This is a genomic window from Sphaerisporangium sp. NPDC051017, from assembly GCF_040683095.1.
Lineage (GTDB): Bacteria > Actinomycetota > Actinomycetes > Streptosporangiales > Streptosporangiaceae > Sphaerisporangium.
Genome location: NZ_JBFBCI010000032.1, coordinates 1 through 24,236 on the forward strand (window position 1 = coordinate 1; position 24,236 = coordinate 24,236).

Below are 24,236 nucleotides of genomic sequence, written 5' to 3' on the forward strand. Positions count from 1 at the left end.
CTGCTGGAGTACAAGACCCGTGATCGCGGCGGGCTGGTGGTGAAGGTGCCCGCCCCGGGCACCTCGCAGACCTGCCACCGGTGCGGGCACCGCGATGCGGCCTCCCGTGACGGCACCCGGTTCTCCTGTGCCGACCCCGGATGCGGGTGGACCGGCCACGCCGACACCAACGCCGCGATCAACATTCGCAACGCCGCAGGAACTGTGGTGTCAGGACGTGGAGACCTCGGGGCTGCCCGGTCTGCGAAGCGTCAACCCCCGCGCGCCGCTTGACCGCGACGCGACGGGAGAACCTCCGGCCTTCAGGCCGGGGAGGAGTTCAACGGCCAGGCAATGACGCATCCGCCCTGCCCGTCCACCCGCGCTACCAGGATCGTCCTGGACGAATCCGGGTAGCGCCAAGCGAAAGGGCCGGTGGTGGATTGTCACGGGTCGTTTCGGATGCTCGGGCGCAGCGGCCTCCAGTTTCATCTTCTCCAGGACCTCGCTACGGCGGCCCAAGTGGTTTGGCTATAGGGCGAGGCCGATCGTGAAGAGCAGGCCGAAGGCGAGTTGGAGGCGGCCGGTCTGTTGCAGTGTGGCGATCAGGGCCCGCCCGTTCCCTCCGTCCCGCACGGCCTTGGCGGGCACCAGGGCGAGCGGCAGCGCCAGCACGGTGAGCGCGGCGAACGGTCGTACGAAGGCCAGGGCCAGGGCGACGATGAACGGAACCAGCAGGCAGGCGACGTAGAGCACGCGTGTGCGGGTGTCGCCGAGCACGACCGCGAGCGTGCGCTTGCCCGCGGGGCCGTCGGTGGTGATGTCGCGCAGGTTGTTCACCACCAGCAGCGCGCAGGCCAGCAGCCCGACCGGCACCGCCGCCGCGACCGCGAGCCACGGAAGCCGTTCCATCTGGACGTACGTCGTGCCGGCCACGGCCACCAGGCCGAAGAACACGAACACGGAGATCTCGCCGAGCGCCCGGTAGCCGTACGGCCGTGAGCCTCCGGTGTAGAACCAGGCGGCGGCGATGGCCAGCGCCCCGACGATCAGCAGCCACCACGCTCCGGTGGCCACGACCAGTGCCAGGCCCGCGACGGCCGCCGCCAGGAAGCACCCGAAGGCCGCCAGCAGCACCGAGCGGGGCGAGGCCACCCGCGAGCCGACCAGCCGCAGCGGGCCCACCCGCGCCTCGTCGGTGCCGCGCACGCCGTCGCTGTAGTCGTTGGCGTAGTTCACGCCGACCTGGAGGATCAGCGCGACCAGCAGCGCGACCACGGCCCGCCACCAGCTCGCCGCGCCGTACGAGACCGCCACGCCCGTGCCCACGGCGACGGGGACCACCGCCGCGGGGAGGGTGCGGGGTCGTGCCCCCGCCAGCCATTGAGCGGGTGTCGCCAACGTCGTTTCCTCTTCCACCGATTCGGTCCGCGGCCGGGCGGGGAACCCCGTTTCAGGCCGGATTCGCCTATGCAGGGTATTTCATGACCGTCCGGGTCGTACGACGGTGCCTCGCCTGAGCGCCGCGCGGACGGGCGTGATCAGCTGATGTCCGTGGCCAGGCGGATCATCTTCACCGGGCGGCCCATGTCCAGGACGCGCTCGGCCTCGTCCGGGGCCCAGCCTGCCGAGGTCAGGAAGCCCAGCCGTGCGTGGTCGTCCGCGAAGACCCAGGTGACGACCGAGGCGTAACCGTCCTCGCGCAGGTGGTCGACGGTGGCGTTGAGCAGCCGGCTGCCGTGGCCCCTGCGGGTGTGGTCGGGGTCGACGAGCAGGGTGAGCAGCTCGGCGGTGGTGGACGGGTCGAGGTCCGGGTCCTCGGCGGGGGCGTGCGAGGCCAGCCCGACCACGAGTTGCCCGCCGGGCTCGCCGCTGCTCTCGGCGAGTGAGGTCAGAAGGTCTTCGGTCTCGACGGCGACCAGGAGGCGGTGGCGCGGCGAGGGCGGCGCCACGACGGCCTCCTCCCACTGGCGGCTCCACAGCTCCCGCGCCGACGGCCCGGTCATCTGCTCCAGCGGCTCCTCGGGCATGAACCGGCCGTAGCCGCTCTTCCACGCCCTGATCTGGGTGGCCGTCACCGCCGGGACGTCCTCACGCCGCGCGGGCCGTACCCCCACGTCTGCCATACCGGCAGGCCTCCTTTCCTCGGCCCCCACACCGTATCCGGGTCCACCGGGCGACCATGAACCCGCCACCGATGATCGCCTGCCCGGGGAACGCCGGGTGATTGCCGCGCCGTAGCGGGACGGCAGGCCCGGTGAACGTCCCCGCCCCGACGCGCTCGCGGGCCGGGTTCAGGACGCTCGCGGCGCGCTCTGCTGGCGGCGGGCGCGGTACGCGCGGGTCTTGGTGCGGTTGCCGCACACCCGCATCGAGCACCACGCGCGCGAACGGTTCTTGGAGGAGTCGATGAACGCCCACTGGCAGGTGCTGTCGGCGCAGACCTTCAGTCGCGGCCACGAGCCGTCGGCGTGCGCCCGCAGGACGGCCGTCGCGATCAGCCCGAGCCCCCGCGCCGCGCCCTCGGCGAGCGGTTCGGGAGCGGGCGCGCCGTCCACCAGTGTGATCCGCAGGGGGAGCGCCGCGAGCGCGGCCTCCAGCCGGGTGGACGCGGCCTCGGCCACCGGGCCGGGCGCGGGGGCCTCCACGACCGGGCCGGAGGCCGGCGTCTCGGTCGCCGGGCCGGGCCCCCGAGTATCTGCCACGGGGCCGGGCGCCGGAGCGTCGCGGGTGGCGTCGGGCGCGTGCTCGTGCCGCAGGGCGGTGCGCAGGCCCTCGCGCAGGTTGACGGCCAGCGCCCAGTCATCGTCCACGGCGCGGTCCGCCTCGGAGATCAGCCCGCGTTCCCGCAGCCAGATGGCGAGCTCGGCGGGTGAGGCCAGCTCGTCGGTGTCGCCCTGGACGTCGTAGGTGTTCACGAAGTCGCGGAGCAGTTCGGCCGGCGCGTCCATGTGACCACTGTAAGCCAGTAGAGGGTTTCGCCTGGTATCGAGCGCCCTGGCCCCTTCCCGCCCCGCACTCCCGCGCCCGGATGGTGCCGCCGGGTGACCGGGAAGGCGCCCCGTACCCCCCCGGGCCGGGATGGTGCCGCCCGGTGACCGGGAAGGCGCACTCGCGCAGGGGACGGAACGGTCAGGACAGGTGGGCGTCCAGGGCCGCGCCGAGGCGGCGGACCCCCTCCGTCAGCTCGGCGACGTGCGCCGCCGCGATGTGCGTCACGCGGATGTGCGGCCCCGGAGGCTCGGCGGGGTGGTAGATAGCGCCGGGGCTCACCAGCACCCCCGCGCGCTGCGCACTCTCGACCAGGGCGGTCTCGTCGACCTCGCGCGGCAGCCGCACCCACAGGTGCAGGCCGCCCTGCGGCACCGGCCGGACGACGGCGGACGGCAGGTGGCGGGCCAGGGCCGACGCCAGTGCGTCCCGCCGCACCGTGATCTCCGCCGCGACCCCGGCCAGGTGGCGGCGCCAGCCTGGCGAGCCCAGGAACTCCAGCGCCGTCTCCTGAAGCGGCCGGGCCACGAAGAACGACTCGACGACTTGCGAGGCCCTGAGCCGTCGCGCGGCCGGGCCCCGGGCGATGACCGCGGCCACCCGCATGGACGGCGCGGTGATCTTGCTGAGCGAGTTGACGTGAACGACCGTCCCGTGGGTGTCCAGCGTGACGAGCGACGGCGGCACGGGCTCCGTCGTCAGGTAGCGGGCGTAGTCGTCCTCGATCACGAACGCGCCCGCGGCCCTCGCCACGGCGAGGATCTGCTCGCGGCGCGCGGGCGGGACCACGGCGCCGGTGGGGTTGTGCACGGTCGGCTGGCAGAAGAAGACCCGCGCGCCGGTGACCGCGAACGCCTCGGCCAGCAGTTCCGGCCGCACGCCGTCGCGGTCCATCGGCACGGCGACCGCGCGTAGCCCGGCGGCCCGCGCCGAGGCGAGCGCGCCCGGGTAGGTCGGGGTCTCGACGAGCATCGCCTGGCCGGGGGCCGCGAGGGCGCGGAAGGCGTGGGTCAGCGCGGCCTGGCCGCCGCTGGTGATCAGCACGTCCGCCTGGGTGACCCCGCCGCCGACCTCGGTGGCGAACCAGCGGCGCAGCTCGGCGAGGCCGTTCAGCGGGGGCAGCGCCCAGGCGTCCGGGCGGCGCACGGCGCGCGCGGCGGCGTTGGCCAGGGCCTTGGACGGGCGCAGGCCGGGGTTCAGGTAGCCGCCGGTGAGCGGGATGACCCCCTCGGGCGGTGGGGTGAGCAGGCCGCTGACGGCCGTGTCGTCCACGGACCTGTCGCCGAGGGACACGGTCTGCCAGGACACGTCCGTGCCGTCGCCCGCCGTCGCCGAGGGCGGGGCGGAGACGAAGGCCCCGATGCCCGGTCGCGTGACCACCCGGCCCTCGGCGGCGAGCGCCGCGAGCGCCCGCGAGACCGTGACGGGGCTGACCCCGTGCCGCCGCGTCAGCTCCCGGCTGGACGGCAACCGTCCGCCGGGCCCGACCCGGGCGGCCTCGTCCCGCAGCAGCCCCGCGAGCCGGGCGATACTGCTATCGTCATCCATGAGAGACAAGAATAGCGCTATCGTCCCCTCGGCGGTATCGCCTGAAAAGCCGGGTTCAGCGGAGAAGGGGCGTGCGACGCCCGATCCCCGGGAGCGACGGCGTGCGACGCCGGGCGGCCCCGAAGAGGCGACACCCCGTGGCCCTGAAGAGGCGGGGAACGCCGGAGGCGGACGGCGGCTCGGTGGGGCGGGTGGTCCGGTCGTCCGTGACGTGCCGCGCGGCGGGGGCGTCTGGAGGGGTACGGCGCTCGCCGGGCTCGGGGTGCTGGCCTTCTCCGGAAGCTTTCCGGCCACCGAGTTCGCGATGCGGGGGTTCGATCCCTACCTGGTCGCCATCGGCAGGGCGGCCGTCGCGGCGCTCGTCGCGGGGGTCTGCCTGGTGGCGGCCGGGGCCCCGCTCCTCCCGCCGCGCGCCCACCTGCGGTCGTACGCGGTCATCGGGCTCGGCGTGGTCTTCGGGTTCCCGGTGTTCAGCGGGCTGGCGCTGGGCACGGGGGCGAGCGTGTCGCACGCCGCCGTCGTGATCGGGCTGCTCCCGGCCGCCACCGCCGTGTGCGCCGTCCTGCGCGCGGGGGAGCGGCCGCGCCCGCTGTTCTGGGTGGCCTGCGCCGCAGGGGCCGTGTCGGTGACGGTGTTCACGCTCAGCCGGGGAGGCGGGCGCCCGTCCTTCGCCGACCTGCTGCTGCTCGCGGCCCTGCTCTGCGCGGCGGCCGGGTACACCGAGGGTGGCAGGCTGGCCCGGCACACCCCGGGCTGGCGGGTCATCTCGTACGCTCTCGTGATCGCGGCCCCGGTATCGGTCCCCGTCACGCTCGTGCTCGCCGTGGTCACGCCGTCGCACCCGACGGCCGGGTCGGTGGCCGGGTTCGCCTACGTGGCCCTGGTGTCGATGTTCCTGGGATTCATCCCCTGGTACGCCGGGCTCGCCGCCGGCGGCATCGCCCGCGCGGGCCAGACCCAGCTCGTGCAGCCGCTCCTGTCGCTGCTGTGGGCCTGGCTCCTGCTCGGCGAGCGCCTGGAAGCCGCCACGATCGCCGGAGCCCTCGCCGTCCTGCTGTGCGTCGCCACAACCCAGCGCACACGCGCCTGAACGCCTCCACAGGCCGCGAATCCCCCCGCCCTCATCCCGAGGAATGTCACGCCCCTCAAAACCCCTCCCAGCCCCGCACAGCGCGCCCACAGCGTCCCGCCGGGCCTGGTACGCGATACCGCCCGGTCACGAAGGGCCCCGTGGTGCTTCGCCGTATGAGGCGCCGACTTCGCCGACGTCCCGACCCGCCGCCGCGGCGCCGTGAGGAGCCGGTCCGTGGGGGCGGGTGGTAGGGGCCACGTGGGCGCGGAAGGTGGAGCTCCCCACAAGCGGACCCGGGAGTGGCGGGGTGGGCCGGTCAGGTGGTGAAGGGGATGGTGGGTGGTCAGGCGCCGAGGGGGACGGAGTAGACGAGGCGGAAGCGGTCACCGGGGACGACGATGTCGCTGGTCTCGACGGGGCGGTCGCCGGCCCAGTGGGTGCGCTCGACGTGGAGGATGTGGACGCCGGTGGGGAGGTCGAGCAGGTCACTCTCGGTGGGCTGGGGGACGCGGGTGTGGACGCTCTCGCGGATGTCGGTGATCTTGACACCGGCGGCGGACATGCGGGACAGCAGGCTCTTGCGCCCGTTGTTCGTGCCCTCTTCGGGGACGGGCTGCCCCTTGCCGAGCTCGGCGGGTTCGTAGGAGGTGGCGAGCTGCATCGGCTTGCCCTCGGCGCGGAAGACGTAGCGCGTGCGGATCACCGGGTCGCCGGGCTCCAGCCGAAGGCGCCGGGCGATCTCGCGCCCGGCGCGGACGGGCTCGCTGCGCCAGTCCCAGGTGGCGCGGTGGCCGCCCGCCTGCATGTCGGCGGCGAACGGGGCGTCGTGGTCGGTGTGGCGGGAACGCTGGAGGGGATAGAGCACGGACTTCTCGCGGACGTAGTGGCCGGAGCCGACCCGGCCGATGATCAGCCCTTCGGCGGCCAGTACTCGTAACGCGTGGCGGGCGGCGGTCTCGCCGACGCGGAACCGCTGGGTGAGCTGGGCGCGAGACGGGATCGGCGCCCCGGGCGGCAGGGTGCCGTCGGCTATCTGCGCCCGCAACTCTTCGACAACACGGAGGTACACCGGGTCGTTTCCAGTCATCCGTCCATCCCTGGGGCGTGCGAGATCGTTTTCTTATCTTGCCGTAATCGGGAGACAGCGGGGAGTAATGGAGACGGGTTGGGGTCCCAACTTTACGGACGCCGTCTCGCGGCCACCGGACGGCGGCGCGGGCCCGTGCGCGACCGGCCCCGCCCTCCGGGCCCGCCGTGGCGACCTGCCGCGCGGGCCTCCGTGGGAACCTCCGGCAGGACCTGCGGAGACGCGGTCGGCCAGAGGGTGCGGGGAGGCGCGCGAAGATCGCCGGAAAATTCTCCTCAGAGTCGTGTAACACCCACGTAAGCCACGTCGATAACACGGACAGAGGTCGTCGATGTGTGTACCCCCGAGCACATATCGGCGGCCTCTATCCATCTCCCGGCCTAGTCGGGCAACTACCGGTGAAGCCATATAAGCCCCACCGAACGCTCCTCGCATGCGGATCCGGGGTGGCGGGGTCCACCGATCCCGCCGGATCCGGGTACCGTTCCGTCTATGGCATCGCCAACAGGAACCTCCGACGCGCCCTTCGGCCGCTTGCTGACCGCCATGGTCACCCCCTTCGCCGCAGACGGCGCCGTCGACGCCGAAGGCGTCCAGCGTCTGGCGACCTACCTCGTCGACGAGCAGGACAACGACGGGCTGGTCGTGAGCGGCACGACCGGAGAGTCCGCCACCACCACCGACGCGGAGAAAGAGCTGATCCTGCGCCTGGTGCTGGAGGCCGTCGGCGACCGCGCGACCGTCGTGGCCGGGGTGGGCACCAACGACACCCGCCACACGGTCGAGTTGGCGAAGGCCGCCGAGCGCGTGGGGGCCCACGGCCTGCTGCTGGTGACGCCGTACTACAACAAGCCCCCTCAAGAGGGGCTGTACCGGCACTTCACGACCGCCGCGGATGCGACCGGCCTGCCGGTGATGCTGTACGACATCCCCGGGCGCACGGGCACGCCCATCGCCACCGAGACGCTGCTGCGCCTGGCCCACCACCCGCGCATCGTCGCCGTCAAGGACGCCAAGGGCGACCTGTTCGCCGGCGCCCAGGTGATGGCGGCCACGGGGCTCACGTTCTACTCCGGTGACGACGCCTCCAACCTGCCTTGGCTCGCGGCCGGGGCCGTCGGGTTCGTCAGCGTGGTGGGCCACGTCGTGGGCTCCGAGCTCGCGTCCATGATCCGGCTCTTCCGCTCCGGCAACGCCGAGGGCGCCCGTGACGTCAACCGGCGCCTGCTGCCCGTGGTGACCGGCATCATGACCCGCACCCAAGGGGTGATCATGGCGAAGGCGGCCCTCGGCCTGCTCGGCAGGGACGCCGGCCCCGTGCGGCTCCCGCTCGTGGACGCGACCCCGGAACAGATCGCCGTCCTGAGGGAGGACCTGCTCGCGGGCGGGGTGAAGCTGCCCGGCTGACGCCCGGGCAGGCGTCCGCGAGGGCCGTGAAGGGCGCCACGATGACGTGACCGCCGCGCGTCCGCCCGTCCCTCCCGTAGGGGAGACGGACGGACGCGAGTGGCGGGGACATGCGGGACCGCTACAGGCCGCGCGACGGCGCGGTGGGGAGGAACAGAGGGGTTTGAGAATCGGAAACAGAGAACGCGGCCCGCGAGGCGCCGGACGGCTCGGCGAGGGAGTCGTGCGCGCGCGGCAGGCCGTGGGACACGGGGGTAGAGCATGAGTCATCCGCATCCCGAGCTCGGGCCGCCTCCGGCGCTCCCGGAGAACGGCCTGCGCATCGTCGCGCTCGGAGGGCTCGGCGAGATCGGCCGCAACATGGCGGTGTTCGAGTTCGACGGCCGGCTGCTGGTGGTCGACTGCGGTGTGCTGTTCCCCGAGCCCGAGCAGCCGGGCGTCGACCTGATCCTGCCCGACTTCACCTACATCAGGGACCGCCTGGACGACATCGAGGCCGTCGTCCTGACGCACGCCCACGAGGACCACATCGGCGCCGTGCCCTACCTGCTGCGCGAGCGCGCCGACATCCCGCTGGTCGGCTCGCGGCTCACGCTCGGCCTCATCGAGAGCAAGCTGACCGAGCACCGCATCCAGCCGGTCAAGGTCGAGGTCGCCGAGGGGACGCGGCGGCGGTTCGGCCCGTTCGAGTGCGAGTTCTTCGCGGTCAACCACTCCATCCCCGACGCGCTGGCCGTCGCGCTGAGGACGCCCGCGGGCATCGTCCTGCACACCGGCGACTTCAAGATGGACCAGCTCCCCCTCGATGGCCGCCTCACCGACCTCGGCGGGTTCGCCCGGCTCGGCTCCGAGGGCGTCGACCTGCTGATGTCGGACTCGACGAACTCCGAGGTGCCGGGCTTCGTCCCGAGCGAGCGCACCATCGGCCCGGTGATCGACGAGGTCTTCCGCAGCGCGACCAAGCGCATCATCGTGGCCTGCTTCGCCTCGCACGTCCACCGCGTGCAGCAGATCTTCGACGCCGCGGAGGAGAACGGCCGCAAGGTCGCGCTCATCGGGCGCTCGATGGTCCGCAACATGGGGGTCGCCCGCGAGCTGGGCTACCTGCGCGTGCCGGCGGGCCTGCTGGTGGACTCCCGCGAGATCGAGGAATGGCCGCCGGAGGACGTCGTGCTCATCTGCACGGGGTCCCAGGGCGAGCCGATGGCGGCGCTGTCGCGCATGGCCAACCGCGACCACCCGATCCGCGTGGCCGAGGGCGACACCGTCGTGCTGGCGTCGTCGCTGGTGCCGGGCAACGAGACCGCCGTGAACAAGGTCATCAACGGCCTCACCCGCTGGGGCGCCCGCGTGGTGCACAAGGGCAACGCCACGGTCCACGTCTCGGGTCACGCCGCCGCCGGTGAGCTGCTGTACGTCCTCAATCTCACCAAGCCGTCCAACTTCATGCCGGTGCACGGCGAATGGCGCCACATGCGGGCCCACGCCAAGCTCGCGGCGCTGACCGGCGTCCCCGACGACCACATCGTCATCGCCGAGGACGGCGTGGTCGTGGACCTGGTCGACGGCCGGGCGAAGATCGTGGGCAACGTGCAGTGCGGCTATGTCTACGTCGACGGCTCCTCGGTCGGCGCGGTCACCGACGTCGCGCTCAAGGACCGCCGCATCCTCGGGGACGAAGGCTTCATCTCCGTGGTCGTGGTGGTCGACTCGACGACGGGCAAGGTCACCGGCGGGCCGGAGGTCTACGCGCGCGGGTCGGGCATAGAGATCGAGGCGTTCGACGAGGTCATCCCGCTGATCGAGAGCGCGCTGGAGGGCACCGCGGCCGACGGCGTCGCCGACCTGCAGCAGATGCGCAGGGTGACCCGCCGCATCGTCGGCCGCTGGGTCAGCGACACCTACCGCCGCCGTCCCATGATTATTCCAGTGGTCGTGGAGGTCTGACCGGCGTAGGTTTCACGTGCCGCCACTCGAACCCGCGCACGAGGAGCCGTATGCCTGAGAACCGGGCCGGATCGCCGGTGAACGCCCCCGCCTCCACGGTCGGCGTCACCGGCACGGCCGCCGAGGTCGTGTACACGAAGTACGACGGGTCGCTCCACTGGCACCACGAGGGGTGGCTGCTGGGGGAGGACGAGCACGGGGCCTGGCTCGGGTGCCCGGCGGGCACGAGCGGGGCCCGGGGCTCCGAGCCGCCGGTCGTCTGGGAGCAGGCGTTCGTGATGCTGTTCCCGCGTGACGCGTGGTACACCGCGACCTTCAACGACCGGCCGGGCAGGTGCGCGATCTACTGCGACATCACGACCGTGCCGCGCTGGGCCGACGGCCGGGTCACCATGGTCGACCTGGACCTGGACGTGCTGCTGATGCGCGACGGGCGCCTGTTCGTGGACGACGAGGACGAGTTCGCCGAGCACCTCGCCCGCTACGGCTATCCGGGCGAGGTCATCGGCCAGGCGGAGAGCGCGGCCGCCTGGCTGATGACCGCCATCGCCGCCCGCACGTCCCCCTTCGACGGCGCCCACGAACGCTGGCTCGCCGAGGTCCGCTGAGCGAGGGGTCGAGCCCGGCGGCGAACGGGCACGTGCTCGCCGTGGACGGCGGCCGGCTCGCCCGATGACGTCGGGCACTCCCGGCGGCGGCCGCTCTTGGTAGGTCCGGTCTTAGTAGGCTCGGTGCGTGGTCAGGGAAGGCAGCTCCATCGACAAGGCGTTGGCGGTGCTGGAGGCGATCGCCGAGCACCACCGCGTCACGGACATCGCGGTGGCGACGGGCGTCTCCAAGTCGACCGTCCATCGCATCCTCCAGTCGCTCATCGAGTGGGGGTTCGCCCGTGCCGACGGAGCCGGGGGGTACGAGCCGGGGCCGCGCATCCTCACCCTGGCGGGCAAGGTCATGAGCCGGTTCGACCCCTCCCACCAGGCGTCGGCCGCCCTGCGCGCGCTGCACGAGCGCACCGGCTACACCACCAACTTCGGCATCCGCGGCGGCGACGAGGCCGTCTACGTCGAGAAGCTCGAAGGGCGCAGGCCGTACCAGATGCCCTCGCGGGTGGGCATGAGCCTGCGCCTGCACAGCACCGCGATCGGCAAGGCCGTCCTCGCCGAGCTGGACGACGACGAGGTGCGGGCCATCGCCGCCCGCGCCGGCCTGGCGCGGCTCACCGGCGTCACCCTCACCGAGGTGGGCGATCTGCTCGCCCACCTCGGCAAGGTCAGGGAACTCGGCTACGCGATGGACGACGAGGAGAACGAGCCCGGCGTCCGCTGCGTCGGTGCGGCCGTGTTCGACCACACCGGCCGGGTGCTGGGCGGAATATCCATCTCCACGCTGGCCATGGACATGGAACGCGACGCCCTGGTGGCGCTCGCCCCCGTGGTCGTCGCCGCGGCCCGTGAGGTCTCGCTGGCCCTCGGCGCCCCGACGGCGGCCCTCACCCGCTGAGCCCGTTGCCGGCGACGCCGGGGCTGCCGGCGAGCAGGCGCTCGATCTCCTCGGGCGTCGCCACGCGCCCGGTGCCGCCCTGGCCCGCCAGGCTGATGGCGGCGGCGGCCGTGCCGGCGCGCACGGCCTCACGCAGGGGCGTCCCGAGGGCGAGCCGCGCGGCGAGCGTGCCCGCGAACGCGTCGCCCGCGCCCGTCTGGTCGACGATCGCCGCCGCCGGGATCGCGGGCACGTCCTCCGGAGTCCCTTCGCCGTCGGCGAGCAGCACCCCGTCGGGCCCGCGGGTGACGGCCACGGCCCGCGCCCCGAGCGCCAGGCACGCGCGCGCGGCCTCGGCGGGGTCGGCGGTGGCGAGCAGGGGGAGGGTGTCGCCGGGGCTGGACGGGGTCACCAGGGCCGCCCAGGGCGCGACGGAGGCCAGCGTGGCGGCGGCTGCCTCGGGGCCGGTCAGTCGCCACCGGTAGTTCGGGTCGTAGACGACCCTGCCCCCGGCGGCGTCCACGGTCTGGGCCGCGTGCAGCACGGCCTGCGCGCAGGACCGCGACAGGGCGGCCGTGACGCCGCTGACCAGCAGGACGGCGGTCTCCTCCAGCGGCGCCGCCACCACGTCGTCCGGGCCCATCCGGGAGGCCGCGCTGCACGCCCGCATGTACGTGAACGCCCGCTCGCCGCCCGGGTCCGCACCGACGGCGTAGGCGCCGGTCGAGCCCGCGCCGTGCCGCATCCACCGCGTGTCGACGCCGTGCGCGGCCGCGAAGCGGACCAGCCGTTCGCCGAACTCGTCGTCGCCCACCAGCGTCACCAGGGCGACGTGCGCGCCGGTCGCGGCGGCGGCCACGGCGGCGTTGAGGGCGTCGCCGGAGAACGACAACCGGAAGGTGTCCGCCTCGGTCAGCGGGCCCGACGCCGAGAACTCGACCAGCGGTTCACCGATCACCATCACGTCCATGGCGGGCTCCTGATTCATGTAACGGGATCTGATTTCATGTAATGCAACAGAATGAATCCGGAGGACATCATGCCAAACATCACCGTGGAACTCTTGTCCGGGCGCACCCTGGACCAGTGTCAGCGGGAATTTCATTACATAAAATATGAAATCAATACATAGAACACGTTCATGTCCGGCGCGTCGCTCCCGGAGTCCGGTCCGTCTCATGCGTACCCTCGGTACCATGGCCACCCGTACGTCGAAAACCACCCCGAAGGGGTCGGCGAAGCGGTCCACTCCGTCCTCATCGTCGCGTCCCTCCGCCAAGCGCCCGCAGGCGCGGGCCGCGGCGGGGCGTCCGCAGGGCCGCCCGGCGCGCCGTCCCGCCGCCGCGCCGCCGGACCCGATCAGCTGGGTCTTCATCGCCATCGGGAAGCTTTTCGTCGGCGTATGGCTGCTCATCGCCAACGGCATCGGCACCGCCGCGCGGGCCTTCGGCAACCAGGCGCGCGAGCTGGACCCGGCCCACCGCCGCGACGGGCTCGGCCTGGCCGTCCTCGGCGCCGCCATCGTCCTGGCCGCCATGACCTGGCGCACCTCCGCCCAGGGCACGTTCGCGACCATCGTGAACTCCGTCCTGCGCGGCGCCGTGGGGTCCCTGGCCTGGGCGGTGCCCCTAATGCTCGGGCTGGTCGCCTGGCGGCTGCTGCGTCACCCCGACCAGCACGCCGACACCGGCCGCATCATGATCGGCTGGGCGGCGCTGCTGGCGGGCCTGCTCGGCATCATCCACGTCGCGCACGCCACCCCGTACCCCTCGGGACCAGCGAAGACCGACGGCATGGACAAGGTCTCGGCCGCGGGCGGCATGATCGGCTTCATCGTCTCGGCGCCGCCCTCCAGCATCCTCCCGGCGTTCATCACGATCCCGCTGCTGCTGCTGCTGTCGGGCTTCGGCGTGCTGGTGATCACCGCCACGCCGGTCCACCGCGTGCCCGAGCGGCTGGCCGAGATCCAGCACATGCTGTTCCAGAAGTCCTCCGACAAGGCCGTGAGGGGCGAGCCGGGGGAGAAGAAGCCCGCCCGCCGCACCCGCAAGGGCGCGGCCACCGGCAAGGACGGCGCGGGCGGCGCCGAGCCCGCCGACCTGGTCAAGCCGTACGACACGCCCCTGGTCGCCGACGCGCCCGGCGCCCCGCCCGCCCGGCCCGACCACTCCCCGGAGATCGTGCCCGGCCTGGTCGACGAGGAGGACGAGCCGCCGAGGCCCGCCGTCTCCGAGCCTCCCGACCCCTCGCCGGCCCCGCGCAAGGTCGAGCAACTCGTGCTGTCCCCGCAGGCCGGCCCGTACATCCTGCCGGACGTCTCCACGCTGCGCTCCGGCACGGCCCCCAAGCCCCAGACCAAGGCCAATACGGTCGTCGTCAACGCGCTCACCAGCGTGCTGGAGCAGTTCTCGATCGACGCGCAGGTGATCGGCTTCACGCGCGGCCCGACGGTCACGCGGTACGAGATCGAGCTGGGCCCCGCCGTCAAGGTCGAGAAGGTCACCGCGCTCACCAGGAACATCGCCTACGCCGTCAAGTCCGCCGACGTGCGCATCCTGTCGCCGATCCCCGGCAAGTCCGCGATCGGCGTGGAGATCCCGAACACCGACAAGGACCTGGTCAGCCTTGGCGACGTGCTGCGCTCGCAGGTCGCCCAGGCCGACCAGCACCCGATGATCGTGGGCCTCGGCAAGGACGTCGAGGGGCGCACGATAGTGGCCAACCTGGCCAAGATGCCCCACCTGCTCATCGCCGGCGCCACCGGCGCGGGAAAGTCCGTCTGCGTCAACGGGCTCATCTCCTCGATCCTGATGCGCGCGACCCCGGACGAGGTGCGCATGGTGCTCGTCGACCCCAAGCGGGTCGAGCTCAACACCTACGAGGGCATCCCCCACCTGATCACGCCGATCATCACCAACCCCAAGAAGGCCGCCGAGGCCCTCGAATGGGTCGTGGGGGAGATGGACCGGCGCTACGACGACCTGGCGGCCAGCGGCTTCCGGCACGTGGACGAGTTCAACAAGGCCGTCCGCGCCGGAAAGCTGGTGCCCCCGCCGGGCAGCGAGCGCGTCTACCAGCCGTACCCCTACCTGCTTGTGATCATCGACGAGCTCGCCGACCTGATGATGGTCGCCCCCCGCGACGTCGAGGACTCGATCGTCCGCATCACCCAGCTCGCCCGCGCCGCCGGCATCCACCTCGTGATCGCCACCCAGCGCCCCTCGGTGGACGTCGTCACCGGGCTGATCAAGGCCAACGTGCCGTCCCGGCTCGCGTTCGCGACGTCCTCGCTGGCCGACTCCCGGGTCATCCTGGACCAGCCCGGCGCCGAGAAGCTCGTCGGCCAGGGTGACGCGCTGTTCCTGCCCATGGGCGCCAGCAAGCCGATGCGGCTGCAGAACGCGTTCGTCTCCGAGAAGGAGATCCACGACGTCGTCGCCCACTGCAAGGCGCAGATGCAGGTGGAGTACCGCGAGGACGTCGCCGCCACCGCGGCCGCCAAGCGCGAGATCGACGAGGACATCGGCGACGACCTTGACCTGCTGATCCAGGCGGCCGAGCTCATCGTCACCACGCAGTTCGGCTCCACGTCGATGCTCCAGCGCAAGCTGCGCGTCGGCTTCGCCAAGGCCGGCCGCCTGATGGACCTGCTGGAGAGCAGGAACGTCGTCGGCCCCAGCGAGGGCTCCAAGGCGCGCGAGGTGATGGTGAAGCCCGACGACCTGCCCGGCCTGCTCGCCGACTTGCGGGGAGAGTGACCCCTCCGCGACCGACCCCCTCGGTAACTGGTTGAATGTGAATGACTACGCATCGTCGGAATACGGGCGCGTAGCGCAGGTGCACGGCGAGGGGGACGTATGAGCATTGGAGTGACGCTGGCCGCGGCACGTCACGCGGCGGGCATGACGGTCGCTCAGCTGAGCGGCCGCACGCGTATCCGGGAAACGGTCATCTATGCCATCGAGCGGGACGACTTCTCGCTCTGCGGCGGCGACTTCTACGCCAGGGGTCACGTCCGCAACATCGCCAAGACTCTCGGGCTGGATCCCGACGCGATCGTGCACCAGTTCGACGAGGAACACGGCGGGGTTCCCCTGCCCGTGCGCGCCGCCGCCGTCTTCCAGGCCGAGAGCACGATCAAGCTCCGCGAGCGCCGCAGCCCCAACTGGTCGACGGCGATGGCGATCGCCCTGGCCATCGTCGCCGTCTTCGGGGTCGCCCGGGTGATGAGCGGGTCCGGCGACACCACCACCGCCGAGCCCAAGGCCGGCGTCCCCAAGGCGCCCGTCCCGGTCGGCAAGTCCCAAGGTGACGCGAAGAAGGCCGCCAAGCCGGAGAGCGACGTCGTGACGCTCCAGGTCAAGGCGACCAAGCCGTCCTGGCTGGAGGTCAGCGACGGCAAGGGCAAGCAGATGTTCCGCGGCACGCTGCCGGCGGGGCGCACCTCGACGTGGAAGGCGCACAAGGAGGTGCGGGTCACGATCGGCAACGCCGGTGGCGTCGACCTGGAGGTCAATGGCAAGCACCTGGGCGTGCCGGGGAAGATCGGCCAGCTCGTCCACAAGTCCTTCGGCCCGGAAACGCCCGGCGCGCGGTGACCGCCGGCGTGACATACTCTCTGACCTGATCTGACTTAATCTGACCAAGCTTTTCCGAGCCTGTTCGCTGACGTTCTGTGACCCGCTTCGCGGCGCGGTCCGATCCGCGCGGCCCGCCCATGATGATCACCGGTGGCCGCGCGGCCCGTTCGCGCGCGCGAGTACGGGGGGAGTGCGTCAGATGGTGGCCAACTCCCGATACCGTAGAGTCCATCATGTCTTCCCGCCGAACCGCATCGCTGATCACACTGGGCTGCGCGCGCAACGAGGTCGACTCCGAGGAGCTCGCCGCGCGCATGGAGGCCGCCGGGTGGAGCCTCGCCGACGATGATCCCGACGTCATCGTCGTGAACACCTGTGGCTTCATCGACTCGGCGAAGAAGGACTCCATCGACACGCTGCTCGCCGCGTCCGACTCCGGGGCCAAGGTGGTCGCCGCGGGCTGCATGGCCGAGCGCTACGGCAAGGAGCTCGCGGACGCGCTGCCCGAAGCCTCCGCCGTCATCTCCTTCGACGACTACGCCGACATCGGCGCGCGGCTGGACGATGTGCTGGAGGGCAGGTCCCTCGGCGCCCACAGCCCGCGCGACCGCCGCACGCTGCTGCCCATCACCCCGGTCGAGCGCTCCGCGGCCACGACCGCCGTCCCCGGCCACGGTGACGCCCTGCCCGACGGCGTGGCGCCCGCCAGCGGCCCCCGTACGCTCCGCAAGCGGCTCTCCGGCGGCCCCATGGCCCCGCTGAAGCTCGCCTCGGGGTGCGACCGCCGCTGCTCCTTCTGCGCGATCCCGGCGTTCCGCGGCGCCTACGTCTCGCGCGCTCCGGAGGACCTGCTGGCCGAGGCCGCGTGGCTCGCCGGTCAGGGGGTGAAGGAGCTCGTCCTGGTCAGTGAGAACTCCACCTCCTACGGCAAGGACCTCGGCGACCTGCGGGCCCTGGAGAAGCTCCTGCCGCGCCTGGCCGCCGTCGAGGGCGTCGAGCGGGTCAGGGTGAGCTACCTGCAGCCCGCCGAGCTGCGTCCGGGCCTGCTGGAGGTCATCACCGGCACCCCCGGTGTGGCCCCGTACTTCGACCTGTCGTTCCAGCACGCCAGCGGGACGGTCCTGCGCAGGATGCGCCGCTTCGGCGATCCCCGCCGCTTCCTGGACCTGCTGGCGGCCGTCCGCGAGCACGCGCCCGAGGCGGGCGTGCGCTCCAACTTCATCGTCGGGTTCCCCGGCGAGACCGAGGCCGAGTTCGCCGAGCTGGCCGGCTTCCTGGAGGAGGCCCGGCTGGACGTCGCCGGCGTCTTCGGTTACTCCGACGAGGACGGCACCGAGGCCGCCCGCCTCGGGGGCAAGCTGGACCAGGAGACGATCGACGAGCGGGTCGCCGCGCTGACCGAGCTCGCCGAGGAGCTGACCGCCCAGCGGGCCGAGGAGCGCATCGGCACCGAGGTCGAGGTCCTCATCGAGGAGGACCTCGGCGACGGCGGCTACGAGGGCCGCGCGGCCCACCAAGGGCCCGAGGTGGACGGTTCGGTGACCGTCCAGGGCATCGGCCTGTTCCCCGGCCAGATCGTGCGCGCCACGGTCGTGGACGCCGAGGGGGTCGATTTGATCGCCCGCATCAAGGCCTCGCCATGACGAACCAGCCGGAGGCCGGCACCGAGCCGATCGCTTCCTCCGCGGCTCGGCGCGTCAGCCCGTGGAACATCGCCAACGTGCTGACCGTCCTCCGGCTCGTGGTCGTCCCGTTCTTCGTCGTCTGCATGTTCGTGGACGGCACAGGGGGGCGGTGGACCGCGCTCGTGGTCTTCCTGCTCGCCTCGCTGACCGACCAGCTCGACGGCTGGCTGGCCCGCCGGTACGGGCTGATCACCGACTTCGGCAAGATCGCCGATCCGATCGCCGACAAGGCGTTGATCGGCGCGGCGCTGGTCACGCTGTCGCTGCTGGACGAGGTGTCCTGGTGGGTGACCGGCGCGATCCTCGTCCGGGAGGCCGGGGTGACGGCGCTGCGCTTCGCGGTGATCCGGCACGGCATCATCCCGGCGAGCTACGGCGGCAAGGTCAAGACGGTCCTGCAGATCACCGCCATCGCCCTGTACGTCCTGCCCGGCGTGCCCGGGCCGCTGCGCTGGGCCGTCATGGGGCCCGCGCTGGCCGTCACCGTGGTCACCGGGGCCGACTACGTCGTCAGGGCCGTACGGCTGCGCAAGGTCGCCCAGAAGGCGCGGGGCGGATGAGCGCGGCGCTCGCCGCCGAGGTCCTGTCCCTCCTGGTCCGCCGGGGGGCGACGGTCGCGGTGGCCGAGTCGCTGACCGGCGGCCTCATCGGTGCCACGCTCACCACGCCGAGCGGGGCCTCGGCCGCGTTCCGGGGCGGGGTGATCGCCTACGCGACCGAGCTGAAGGCCGGCCTGCTGGACGTCCCGGAAGATCTACTCGATCGGGAGGGAGCGGTGCACCCGGAGGTCGCCTCCGCGATGGCGGCCGGGGTGCGCCGGCTGACCGGCGCGACCTACGGCCTCGCGGTCACGGGGGTGGCGGGGCCCGACCCTCAGGACGGGCGGCCGGTCGGCACCGTCCACATCGCCGTGGGGGGACCGGATGGGCGAATCTGGGGGCGAGACGTGGTTCTTTCGGGATCCAGGGAAGAGATCCGCAAAAGAACAGTGCGGGAGGGTTTGGATCTCCTGCGAGGTGTGCTGGAGGCCGATGTGGGGGAACATTCCGGATGATTACCGCGTTACGTCACCAGCGAACATGCTCGTCACGGTCTGCCGCCCTGTTGGCCGATGCGGGTACGGTGGAGCTGTGAGCGAGGTCCGTGACCCATCGGTGAGGAGCAGGTCCGGCGAGCGCCCGGCGAAGGCGCCGAGCGAACCAATGATGACGGCGAGGAGCATGTACGAAGGGCATCCGAAGAACGGGCGATACGAACCGACCGCGCGGAGTGTCGTGAAGGCGCCTGCGCCCGGGAGGGAGCGACAGATGGTCCTGCTGCGTCAGCTGCTCGGTGACGTGCTGCGGCGGCTGCGGGTGCGGCAGGCACGCACCCTGCGTGAGGTTTCCACACTGGCCCGTGTCTCCCTTGGCTACCTGTCCGAGGTTGAACGCGGTCAGAAGGAAGCGTCCTCCGAGCTGCTCGCGTCGATCTGCGGCGCCTTGGGCGTGCCTCTTTCGCAGGTGCTCCGCGAGGTGTCCGACCAGTTCGCGCTGGCCGAGCTTCAACACGCGCCCGTGCTGGCCGATGCGCCCGAGCACGAGCGTCTTCCCATCGCCGAGACCGTCTCCACCACGATCTCGGGCCCAGAGTTCGACGGTTTCCCCGAAGTCAAGGACATGGTCGCCGCGTAGGTCCGCGGTCGCCCCCTTTCCGTCCTGACCCGCGGCCCGTCACGACGCCACGAATTCGCGATGGGCTGTGTCCTGACGTCCCGGACGCCGCACCCGGTGGGTCGGCGTGTTCAACGCGGCTGGCAGGCGGGACAGTAAAAGACCACACGTTCGTATGGCTGTGCCCCGAGCTCGCCGCCGACCACTTTCCCCCCGCAGCGAAGACAGGGCCTCCCGGCCCGGCCGTACGCCCACAGGCGCCTCCCCGGGCGCCGGTCGCCCGTCGTCAGCGGGCCTCCCCGTTCGTCCTTGCTCGCCTCCAGCAGGCGGTGGGCGAGCGTCATCATCTTCGTCAGGTCCGGCACGTCCCCGGCGGGCGTGAACGGTGAGATCCCCGACAGGAACAGCGTCTCGGCGCGCCAGATCGTGCCGATTCCCGCCACGTTGCGCTGGTCCAGGAGCGCTTCTCCGATCATCACCTCGGGACGCGCCGCGATGTTGCGCGCCGCTCGCGCCGCGTGCCCGTCCTCCCAGCCGGGATCGAGCAGGTCGGGCCCCAGATGCCCGACCACCCGGTCCTCGTGCGCGGTCGCCAGCAGGTCGACCATGCCGAGCTTGATCCCCACCGCCTGCCACCGCGCGTTGGCGAGCACGAGCCGGACGGCGTCCGGGCCGCCCGGCGGGCGGGTCCCCCCGGGCTGGACGCGCCAGGTTCCGTCCATGCGCAGGTGGGTGTGGACGGTCAGCCCGCCCTCGACCCGGGTGAGCAGATGCTTGCCCCGGGGAACGGTGGTCAGGACGGATCGCCCGGTGAGGTCGGCGGTGGCGTACCGGGGCACGCGGAAGTCCGACCGGGTCAGCACCCGGCCGTCGAGGGCGGCCCGCAGCGTGACCGCCGTCCGGTAGACCGCGTCGCCCTCGGGCATGGCACGCTCAGTCCCAGGCCGCCGGGTCCGCGGCGAGCTCCATCACGCGATGGGGCAGGCTGTCGGAGGCGATCTGGTCCAGGGTGACCTCCTCGAGGATGGCGCGCTCGCTGGCGCGCAGGGCGATCCACACCTGCTGCAAGGAGCGGGCGGCTCCGCGGTAGCCGACGTGCTCGGGGCGCTCGCCCCGGACGTTGGCCAGCGGACCGTCCACGGCGCGGATCACATCGGCCAGGGATATCTCGGTGGCCGGCCTGGCCAGGACGTACCCACCCTCGGGGCCCCGCTGGCCGCGGACCAGCCCGGCCCGGCGCATCTGGAGCAAGATATTCTCCAGGTACTTGGGGGGCATTTCCTGTTCCTTGGCGAGCTCGCCCACGGTGGTGGGACCGCTGCCGGAGGCGGCCAGCTCGGCGGCGGCGCGGAGGGCGTAGTCGACACGGGCGGAAAGACGCATGTTATCGATTATCCCGCCTGCTAAAGCGTGGTTAGCCGCAACCGCACCACAACAGGCAGATGATCTGAGAAAGGTACGGCCCTGCTGGCCCCGCACGAACACCGAACGTGACCGTGCCGGCCCGCCGGGTGACCGGTGTGCGGCCGATCCGCTTCACGGGGACGCCCGCCCGGCGTTAGGGAACCCCTGGGGCGATCAGGGGTCCTGGCGGGCGGCGGGCGCTCCGCGGGCCTCTGGGGGAAATGGAGCGCGCGCGGCGTGCCGCCGGAGCCGTTCCCTACCTGCGGTGCCGCTAAACTGGCAGGAAGCTTTACTGAGGAATGGTTGTGTCACACCACGCCGCTGGTTTGTGATAAATCCAAACGGGGACCGACGACAAGAGAGCATGCGATGGAGCGACGTCCTGGCGTGCCCAGGTTGCTACGGGAGATCAACGACCGGGCCGCGCTGGAGCTGCTGCTCTCCTCGGGCCCGCTGACCAGGGGACAGATCGGCGACATGACCGGCCTGTCCAAGGTCACCGCCTCTCAGACCCTCTCGCGGCTGGAGGAGCGCGGGCTCGTCGAGGTGGTCGGAGAACAGGCCGGGAACCGGGGGCCCAATGCGGCCCTTTACGGCGTGATCGCCTCTTCCGCGTATGTCGCGGGGCTCGACGTGGGTCCTGATTCGGTGACCACCGCGATCGCCGATATCAACGGGGAAATCGTGGCAGAAGTGTCGGTTTCCACCAATGGGCACGACGACCCCGTCGCGCTCGTCCACAACGCGGTCGTGAAGGCCTGCCGCTCGGGCAAGGTCGCCCTGTCGCGCCTCAAGGGCATCGTCATCGGCACGCCCGGCGTGGTCGACCCGCGCAGCGGCGACGTCCGGTTCTCCTTCGACCTGCCCGGCTGGCACGAGGGCAGTCACCAGGCCCTCGCCCGCGACCTGCGGCGGCCCGTCACGATCGAGAACGACGTGAACCTCGCCGCGATCGCCGAGCGCTCCGAGGGCGCGGCCAAGAACGTCGACGATTTCGTCCTGCTGTGGGTCGAGCGCGGCGTCGGCCTCGCCGTCTTCCTCGGCGGGCGGGTGCACCGCGGCCGGTCGGGCACCGCGGGCGAGATCGGCTACCTGCCGGTGCCGGGCGTGCCCCTGGCGGGGGACGTCAAGGCGGTGCCGGGGCGGATGCCGTCGCTGGCGGGCGGCCTGCAGTCCCTCATCAGCGCCGAGGCCGTGGCCGAGCTCGCCGAGCGGCAGGGCTTCCCAGGTCGCTCGGCCGCCGACGCCGTCCGCGCGGCCGTCGAGAGCGGCGAGGCCGGCTCGGCGTTCCTGGACGAGCTCGCCCACCGCCTGGCGCTCGGCGTCGCGTCGGTGTGCGTCGTCCTGGACCCCTCGCTGGTCGTGCTGAACGGCGAGGTCGGCCGGGCGGGCGGCGCCGCGCTGACCTACCGGGTCGAGGAGGCCGTGGCGCGCATCTGCCCGATCCGGCCCGAGGTCGTGGTGAGCGAGGTCAAGGTCCGGCCGGTGCTGCGCGGGGCCATTCTCGCCGCGTTGGAGCGTGCCCGTGAGGAGCTTTTCGCGTCCTGAGACCCCGGATGTGCACGGCCGGGCGTTCTTTGACGGCGGTTTCCGCGTTCCCTGACACGCGGCTGATCACTTTCGGGCCGGTGGATGTCCGCCAGGGGAACTCCGCGTGAACTGATCCGCGACGCCCCAGGTGTATGCGGTGCTGTCGCCAGAATTGAACCAGGTTGCGAGGGAGGGCCTGGTGGACGCACTGGGGTGGCTGGAGCGATTCGTGGGCTTCCTCGGCGATGGCGCCGGTGCGGTCCTGTTCGGTATCGCCCTGTTCGTCGCCGCCCCCTTCGTCGATCGGCTGCTGGTGCGGCGCAAACGCCTCGGCTTCCGCGTGCTGTACAACTCCAAGATCGGCATCGGGCCCGAGCGCCTGCACGACGGCGCCGACCCCGCCGACTCCGGGCCCCGCCAGTTACGCCAGGTCGTGCGCCTGCTCGACCGGATGAGCGTGGTCGTCATCCGCATCCGCAACAGCGGCAGCTACGACATCGACCCCGAGGACTTCGCCAAGCCGCTGTCGTTCACCTTCGGCGGGCGCGTCGTCTGGAACGCCCGCATCTCCGAGGCGAGCAACACCGCGCTGCGCGAGGAACTGAGGAACGCGCTGCGCTTCTTCGCCGACGACGGTCGCGCCGCCCGCGACAACCTCCTCACCGTCCGCGGACGGCTCGCCGAGAGGATGGGCCGCCTCCTGCGCGCTCCCACCGGCCAGGACGCCGCCGAGCCGCACTGGTACGGCGTGTGGATGGACGGGCTGTCCCTGCGGCGCGGGCAGAAGGCCAAGCTCGTCGTCGTCCTGCGCGAGCCGCCGTCCAACTACGGCGACGAGATCACCAAGGACCTCGCCCACGGGGGCAGGCTCAAGGACAACGGCCTGATCAAGGACGAGGGCGACACCCGCAGCCTCACCCTGCCCAGGGTCAGCGGCGCGCTGGCCGCCCTGCTGACCATCGTGCTGGTGGTGAGCCAGATAGCCGCCAGGTCCGGCGATCCGACGGTGGGGTGCGCATCCGGCCATCTGCGGGTCGAGGGCTCCAGCGCGTTCATGCCGGCGCTGGTGGCGATCCGGGACGAGTACGTCAAGACGTGCGGCGACGCGCGGATCGACACGCTGGCGAACGGCTCTCTCGACGGCGTCCGGGACGTGGGGGCGTCCGCCCCTGGGCAGTCACCGGAGGTCGTCGCGTTGTCGGACGGCAAGAGCCTGGCCGCCACGTCACGGCTGCGCGCCCAGAAGGTCGCGATCGTCGTGTTCAAGGTGGTGGTGAACCGCGGGGTGGGCCTGACCACGATAGGCGTCGAGGACCTGCGCAAGATCTACAAGGGCACCTGGACGAACTGGAACCAGGTCCCCGGCGCGAAGGCCGGAGACCTGCCGATCAGGATCGTCGGGCGCGGCTACGCCTCCGGCACCCGGGAGGTGTTCGAGAAGCACGTGCTCGGCTTCGGCGAGCCGTCGCTCACCTCGGACGACTGCCTGGCGAAGACCCGTCCCTCCGACACGCCCGTGATCCGCTGCGAGCAGGCGAACAACCAGAAGGTCATCGAGGCGGTGGCCAAGGGTGCCGGCGCCATCGGGTACGCCGACCTGGACTCGATCAGGAAGGCGCGCCAGGACGGCGCCGTCGACAACGCGATCACGGCGCTGACCCTGGACGGCCAGGAGTTCGACTACGCGACCTCCCGGCCCGGCTACCCGTACTGGACGGTGGAGTACCTCTACACCGTGGGCGAGCCCAAGCAGGGCTCCCTGACGGACGCCTTCTTCACGTTCGTGCGGGGCCACTCGCGGCTCGGCCAGGCGGGGTTCGCCGCCTGCCCGACGCCGCCGCAGCCGTCTCCACCCACGTGCGACCTGCGCTGACA

Annotated in this window: 22 protein-coding genes; 14 read left to right on the plus strand and 8 right to left on the minus strand. The window is 72.1% G+C overall.

Going from position 1 to position 24,236, the window contains the following annotated elements:
* Positions 1-273, plus strand: a 273-nt coding sequence (locus AB0M95_RS23905; protein WP_363768476.1) for a zinc ribbon domain-containing protein, incomplete at its 5' end; no start/stop codon positions are given.
* Between the two features lie 237 nt (positions 274-510).
* On the opposite strand, the gene AB0M95_RS23910 is transcribed toward AB0M95_RS23905, so the two are convergent.
* From AB0M95_RS23910 to AB0M95_RS23925, 4 genes are all read right to left on the minus strand, one after another.
* Positions 511-1,380, minus strand: coding sequence for a 1,4-dihydroxy-2-naphthoate polyprenyltransferase (locus tag AB0M95_RS23910; protein ID WP_363768479.1), 870 nt, complete (start codon positions 1,378-1,380; stop codon positions 511-513).
* A 140-nt stretch (positions 1,381-1,520) separates the two neighbouring features.
* Positions 1,521-2,105 carry a GNAT family N-acetyltransferase gene (locus AB0M95_RS23915; RefSeq protein ID WP_363768482.1) on the minus strand — a complete coding sequence of 195 codons (585 nt, stop codon included), beginning with the start codon at positions 2,103-2,105 and terminating at the stop codon, positions 1,521-1,523.
* A 168-nt stretch (positions 2,106-2,273) separates the two neighbouring features.
* Positions 2,274-2,930 (minus strand): CGNR zinc finger domain-containing protein, encoded by a 657-nt coding sequence (locus AB0M95_RS23920; RefSeq protein ID WP_363768485.1) that lies wholly within the window; start codon positions 2,928-2,930, stop codon positions 2,274-2,276.
* 181 nt (positions 2,931-3,111) lie between these two features.
* Complete coding sequence (locus AB0M95_RS23925) at positions 3,112-4,518, minus strand: PLP-dependent aminotransferase family protein (RefSeq protein WP_363768488.1); 1,407 nt, start codon at positions 4,516-4,518, stop codon at positions 3,112-3,114.
* Between the two features lie 211 nt (positions 4,519-4,729).
* On the opposite strand from AB0M95_RS23925, the gene AB0M95_RS23930 reads away from it, so the two are divergent.
* Positions 4,730-5,608 (plus strand): DMT family transporter, encoded by an 879-nt coding sequence (locus AB0M95_RS23930; RefSeq protein ID WP_363768490.1) that lies wholly within the window; start codon positions 4,730-4,732, stop codon positions 5,606-5,608.
* 325 nt (positions 5,609-5,933) lie between these two features.
* Here the strand turns inward: AB0M95_RS23930 and AB0M95_RS23935 are convergent, their stop codons facing one another.
* Entirely contained in the window at positions 5,934-6,677 is a 744-nt protein-coding gene (locus AB0M95_RS23935; protein ID WP_363768493.1) for a GntR family transcriptional regulator, read from the minus strand.
* 492 nt (positions 6,678-7,169) lie between these two features.
* Here AB0M95_RS23935 and dapA point away from each other — a divergent pair, with 492 nt between their 5' ends.
* From dapA to AB0M95_RS23955, 4 genes are all read left to right on the plus strand, one after another.
* Positions 7,170-8,084, plus strand: a complete 915-nt coding sequence (gene dapA / locus AB0M95_RS23940) for a 4-hydroxy-tetrahydrodipicolinate synthase (protein WP_358517466.1) — start codon at positions 7,170-7,172, stop codon at positions 8,082-8,084.
* 261 nt (positions 8,085-8,345) lie between these two features.
* Positions 8,346-10,031 carry a ribonuclease J gene (locus tag AB0M95_RS23945; RefSeq protein ID WP_363768497.1) on the plus strand — a complete coding sequence of 562 codons (1,686 nt, stop codon included), beginning with the start codon at positions 8,346-8,348 and terminating at the stop codon, positions 10,029-10,031.
* Positions 10,032-10,081: 50 nt separating this feature from the next.
* Positions 10,082-10,639: a DUF402 domain-containing protein gene (locus tag AB0M95_RS23950; protein ID WP_358517470.1), complete on the plus strand. Its 558-nt coding sequence runs from the start codon at positions 10,082-10,084 to the stop codon at positions 10,637-10,639.
* A gap of 127 nt (positions 10,640-10,766) precedes the next feature.
* Positions 10,767-11,531, plus strand: a complete 765-nt coding sequence (locus tag AB0M95_RS23955; protein ID WP_363768500.1) for an IclR family transcriptional regulator — start codon at positions 10,767-10,769, stop codon at positions 11,529-11,531.
* Here AB0M95_RS23955 and AB0M95_RS23960 read toward each other — a convergent pair.
* Positions 11,521-12,480 (minus strand): sugar kinase, encoded by a 960-nt coding sequence (locus tag AB0M95_RS23960; protein WP_363768503.1) that lies wholly within the window; start codon positions 12,478-12,480, stop codon positions 11,521-11,523. The genes AB0M95_RS23955 and AB0M95_RS23960 overlap by 11 nt on opposite strands.
* A gap of 226 nt (positions 12,481-12,706) precedes the next feature.
* On the opposite strand from AB0M95_RS23960, the gene AB0M95_RS23965 reads away from it, so the two are divergent.
* The 6 genes from AB0M95_RS23965 (at position 12,707) to AB0M95_RS23990 (ending at position 19,448) form a co-directional block, all read left to right on the plus strand.
* On the plus strand, positions 12,707-15,268 hold the full coding sequence (locus tag AB0M95_RS23965; protein ID WP_363768506.1) for a DNA translocase FtsK: 2,562 nt from the start codon (positions 12,707-12,709) through the stop codon (positions 15,266-15,268).
* A 99-nt stretch (positions 15,269-15,367) separates the two neighbouring features.
* A complete protein-coding gene (locus AB0M95_RS23970) occupies positions 15,368-16,108 on the plus strand; it encodes a RodZ domain-containing protein (protein ID WP_358517477.1) in 741 nt (246 codons plus the stop codon).
* 215 nt (positions 16,109-16,323) lie between these two features.
* Positions 16,324-17,733 (plus strand): 30S ribosomal protein S12 methylthiotransferase RimO, encoded by a 1,410-nt coding sequence (gene rimO / locus AB0M95_RS23975; protein WP_363768510.1) that lies wholly within the window; start codon positions 16,324-16,326, stop codon positions 17,731-17,733.
* Positions 17,730-18,335: a CDP-diacylglycerol--glycerol-3-phosphate 3-phosphatidyltransferase gene (gene pgsA / locus AB0M95_RS23980; protein ID WP_358517481.1), complete on the plus strand. Its 606-nt coding sequence runs from the start codon at positions 17,730-17,732 to the stop codon at positions 18,333-18,335. Before rimO ends, pgsA begins: the two co-directional genes overlap by 4 nt.
* Complete coding sequence (locus tag AB0M95_RS23985; protein ID WP_363768514.1) at positions 18,332-18,829, plus strand: nicotinamide-nucleotide amidohydrolase family protein; 498 nt, start codon at positions 18,332-18,334, stop codon at positions 18,827-18,829. Before pgsA ends, AB0M95_RS23985 begins: the two co-directional genes overlap by 4 nt.
* Before the next feature lie 253 nt (positions 18,830-19,082).
* Positions 19,083-19,448 carry a helix-turn-helix transcriptional regulator gene (locus AB0M95_RS23990; RefSeq protein ID WP_114027182.1) on the plus strand — a complete coding sequence of 122 codons (366 nt, stop codon included), beginning with the start codon at positions 19,083-19,085 and terminating at the stop codon, positions 19,446-19,448.
* Between the two features lie 110 nt (positions 19,449-19,558).
* Here the strand turns inward: AB0M95_RS23990 and AB0M95_RS23995 are convergent, their stop codons facing one another.
* On the minus strand, positions 19,559-20,353 hold the full coding sequence (locus AB0M95_RS23995) for a DNA-formamidopyrimidine glycosylase family protein (protein WP_363768517.1): 795 nt from the start codon (positions 20,351-20,353) through the stop codon (positions 19,559-19,561).
* 7 nt (positions 20,354-20,360) lie between these two features.
* Positions 20,361-20,810: an Rrf2 family transcriptional regulator gene (locus AB0M95_RS24000; RefSeq protein WP_114027184.1), complete on the minus strand. Its 450-nt coding sequence runs from the start codon at positions 20,808-20,810 to the stop codon at positions 20,361-20,363.
* A gap of 390 nt (positions 20,811-21,200) precedes the next feature.
* On the opposite strand from AB0M95_RS24000, the gene AB0M95_RS24005 reads away from it, so the two are divergent.
* Both AB0M95_RS24005 and AB0M95_RS24010 read left to right on the plus strand, forming a co-directional pair.
* The gene (locus tag AB0M95_RS24005; protein WP_358517488.1) at positions 21,201-22,379 is read left to right on the plus strand and encodes an ROK family transcriptional regulator; all 1,179 of its coding nucleotides are present in this window, start codon (positions 21,201-21,203) and stop codon (positions 22,377-22,379) included.
* 181 nt (positions 22,380-22,560) lie between these two features.
* On the plus strand, positions 22,561-24,234 hold the full coding sequence (locus tag AB0M95_RS24010; RefSeq protein ID WP_363768521.1) for a substrate-binding domain-containing protein: 1,674 nt from the start codon (positions 22,561-22,563) through the stop codon (positions 24,232-24,234).
* Positions 24,235-24,236: the final 2 nt, after the last annotated feature.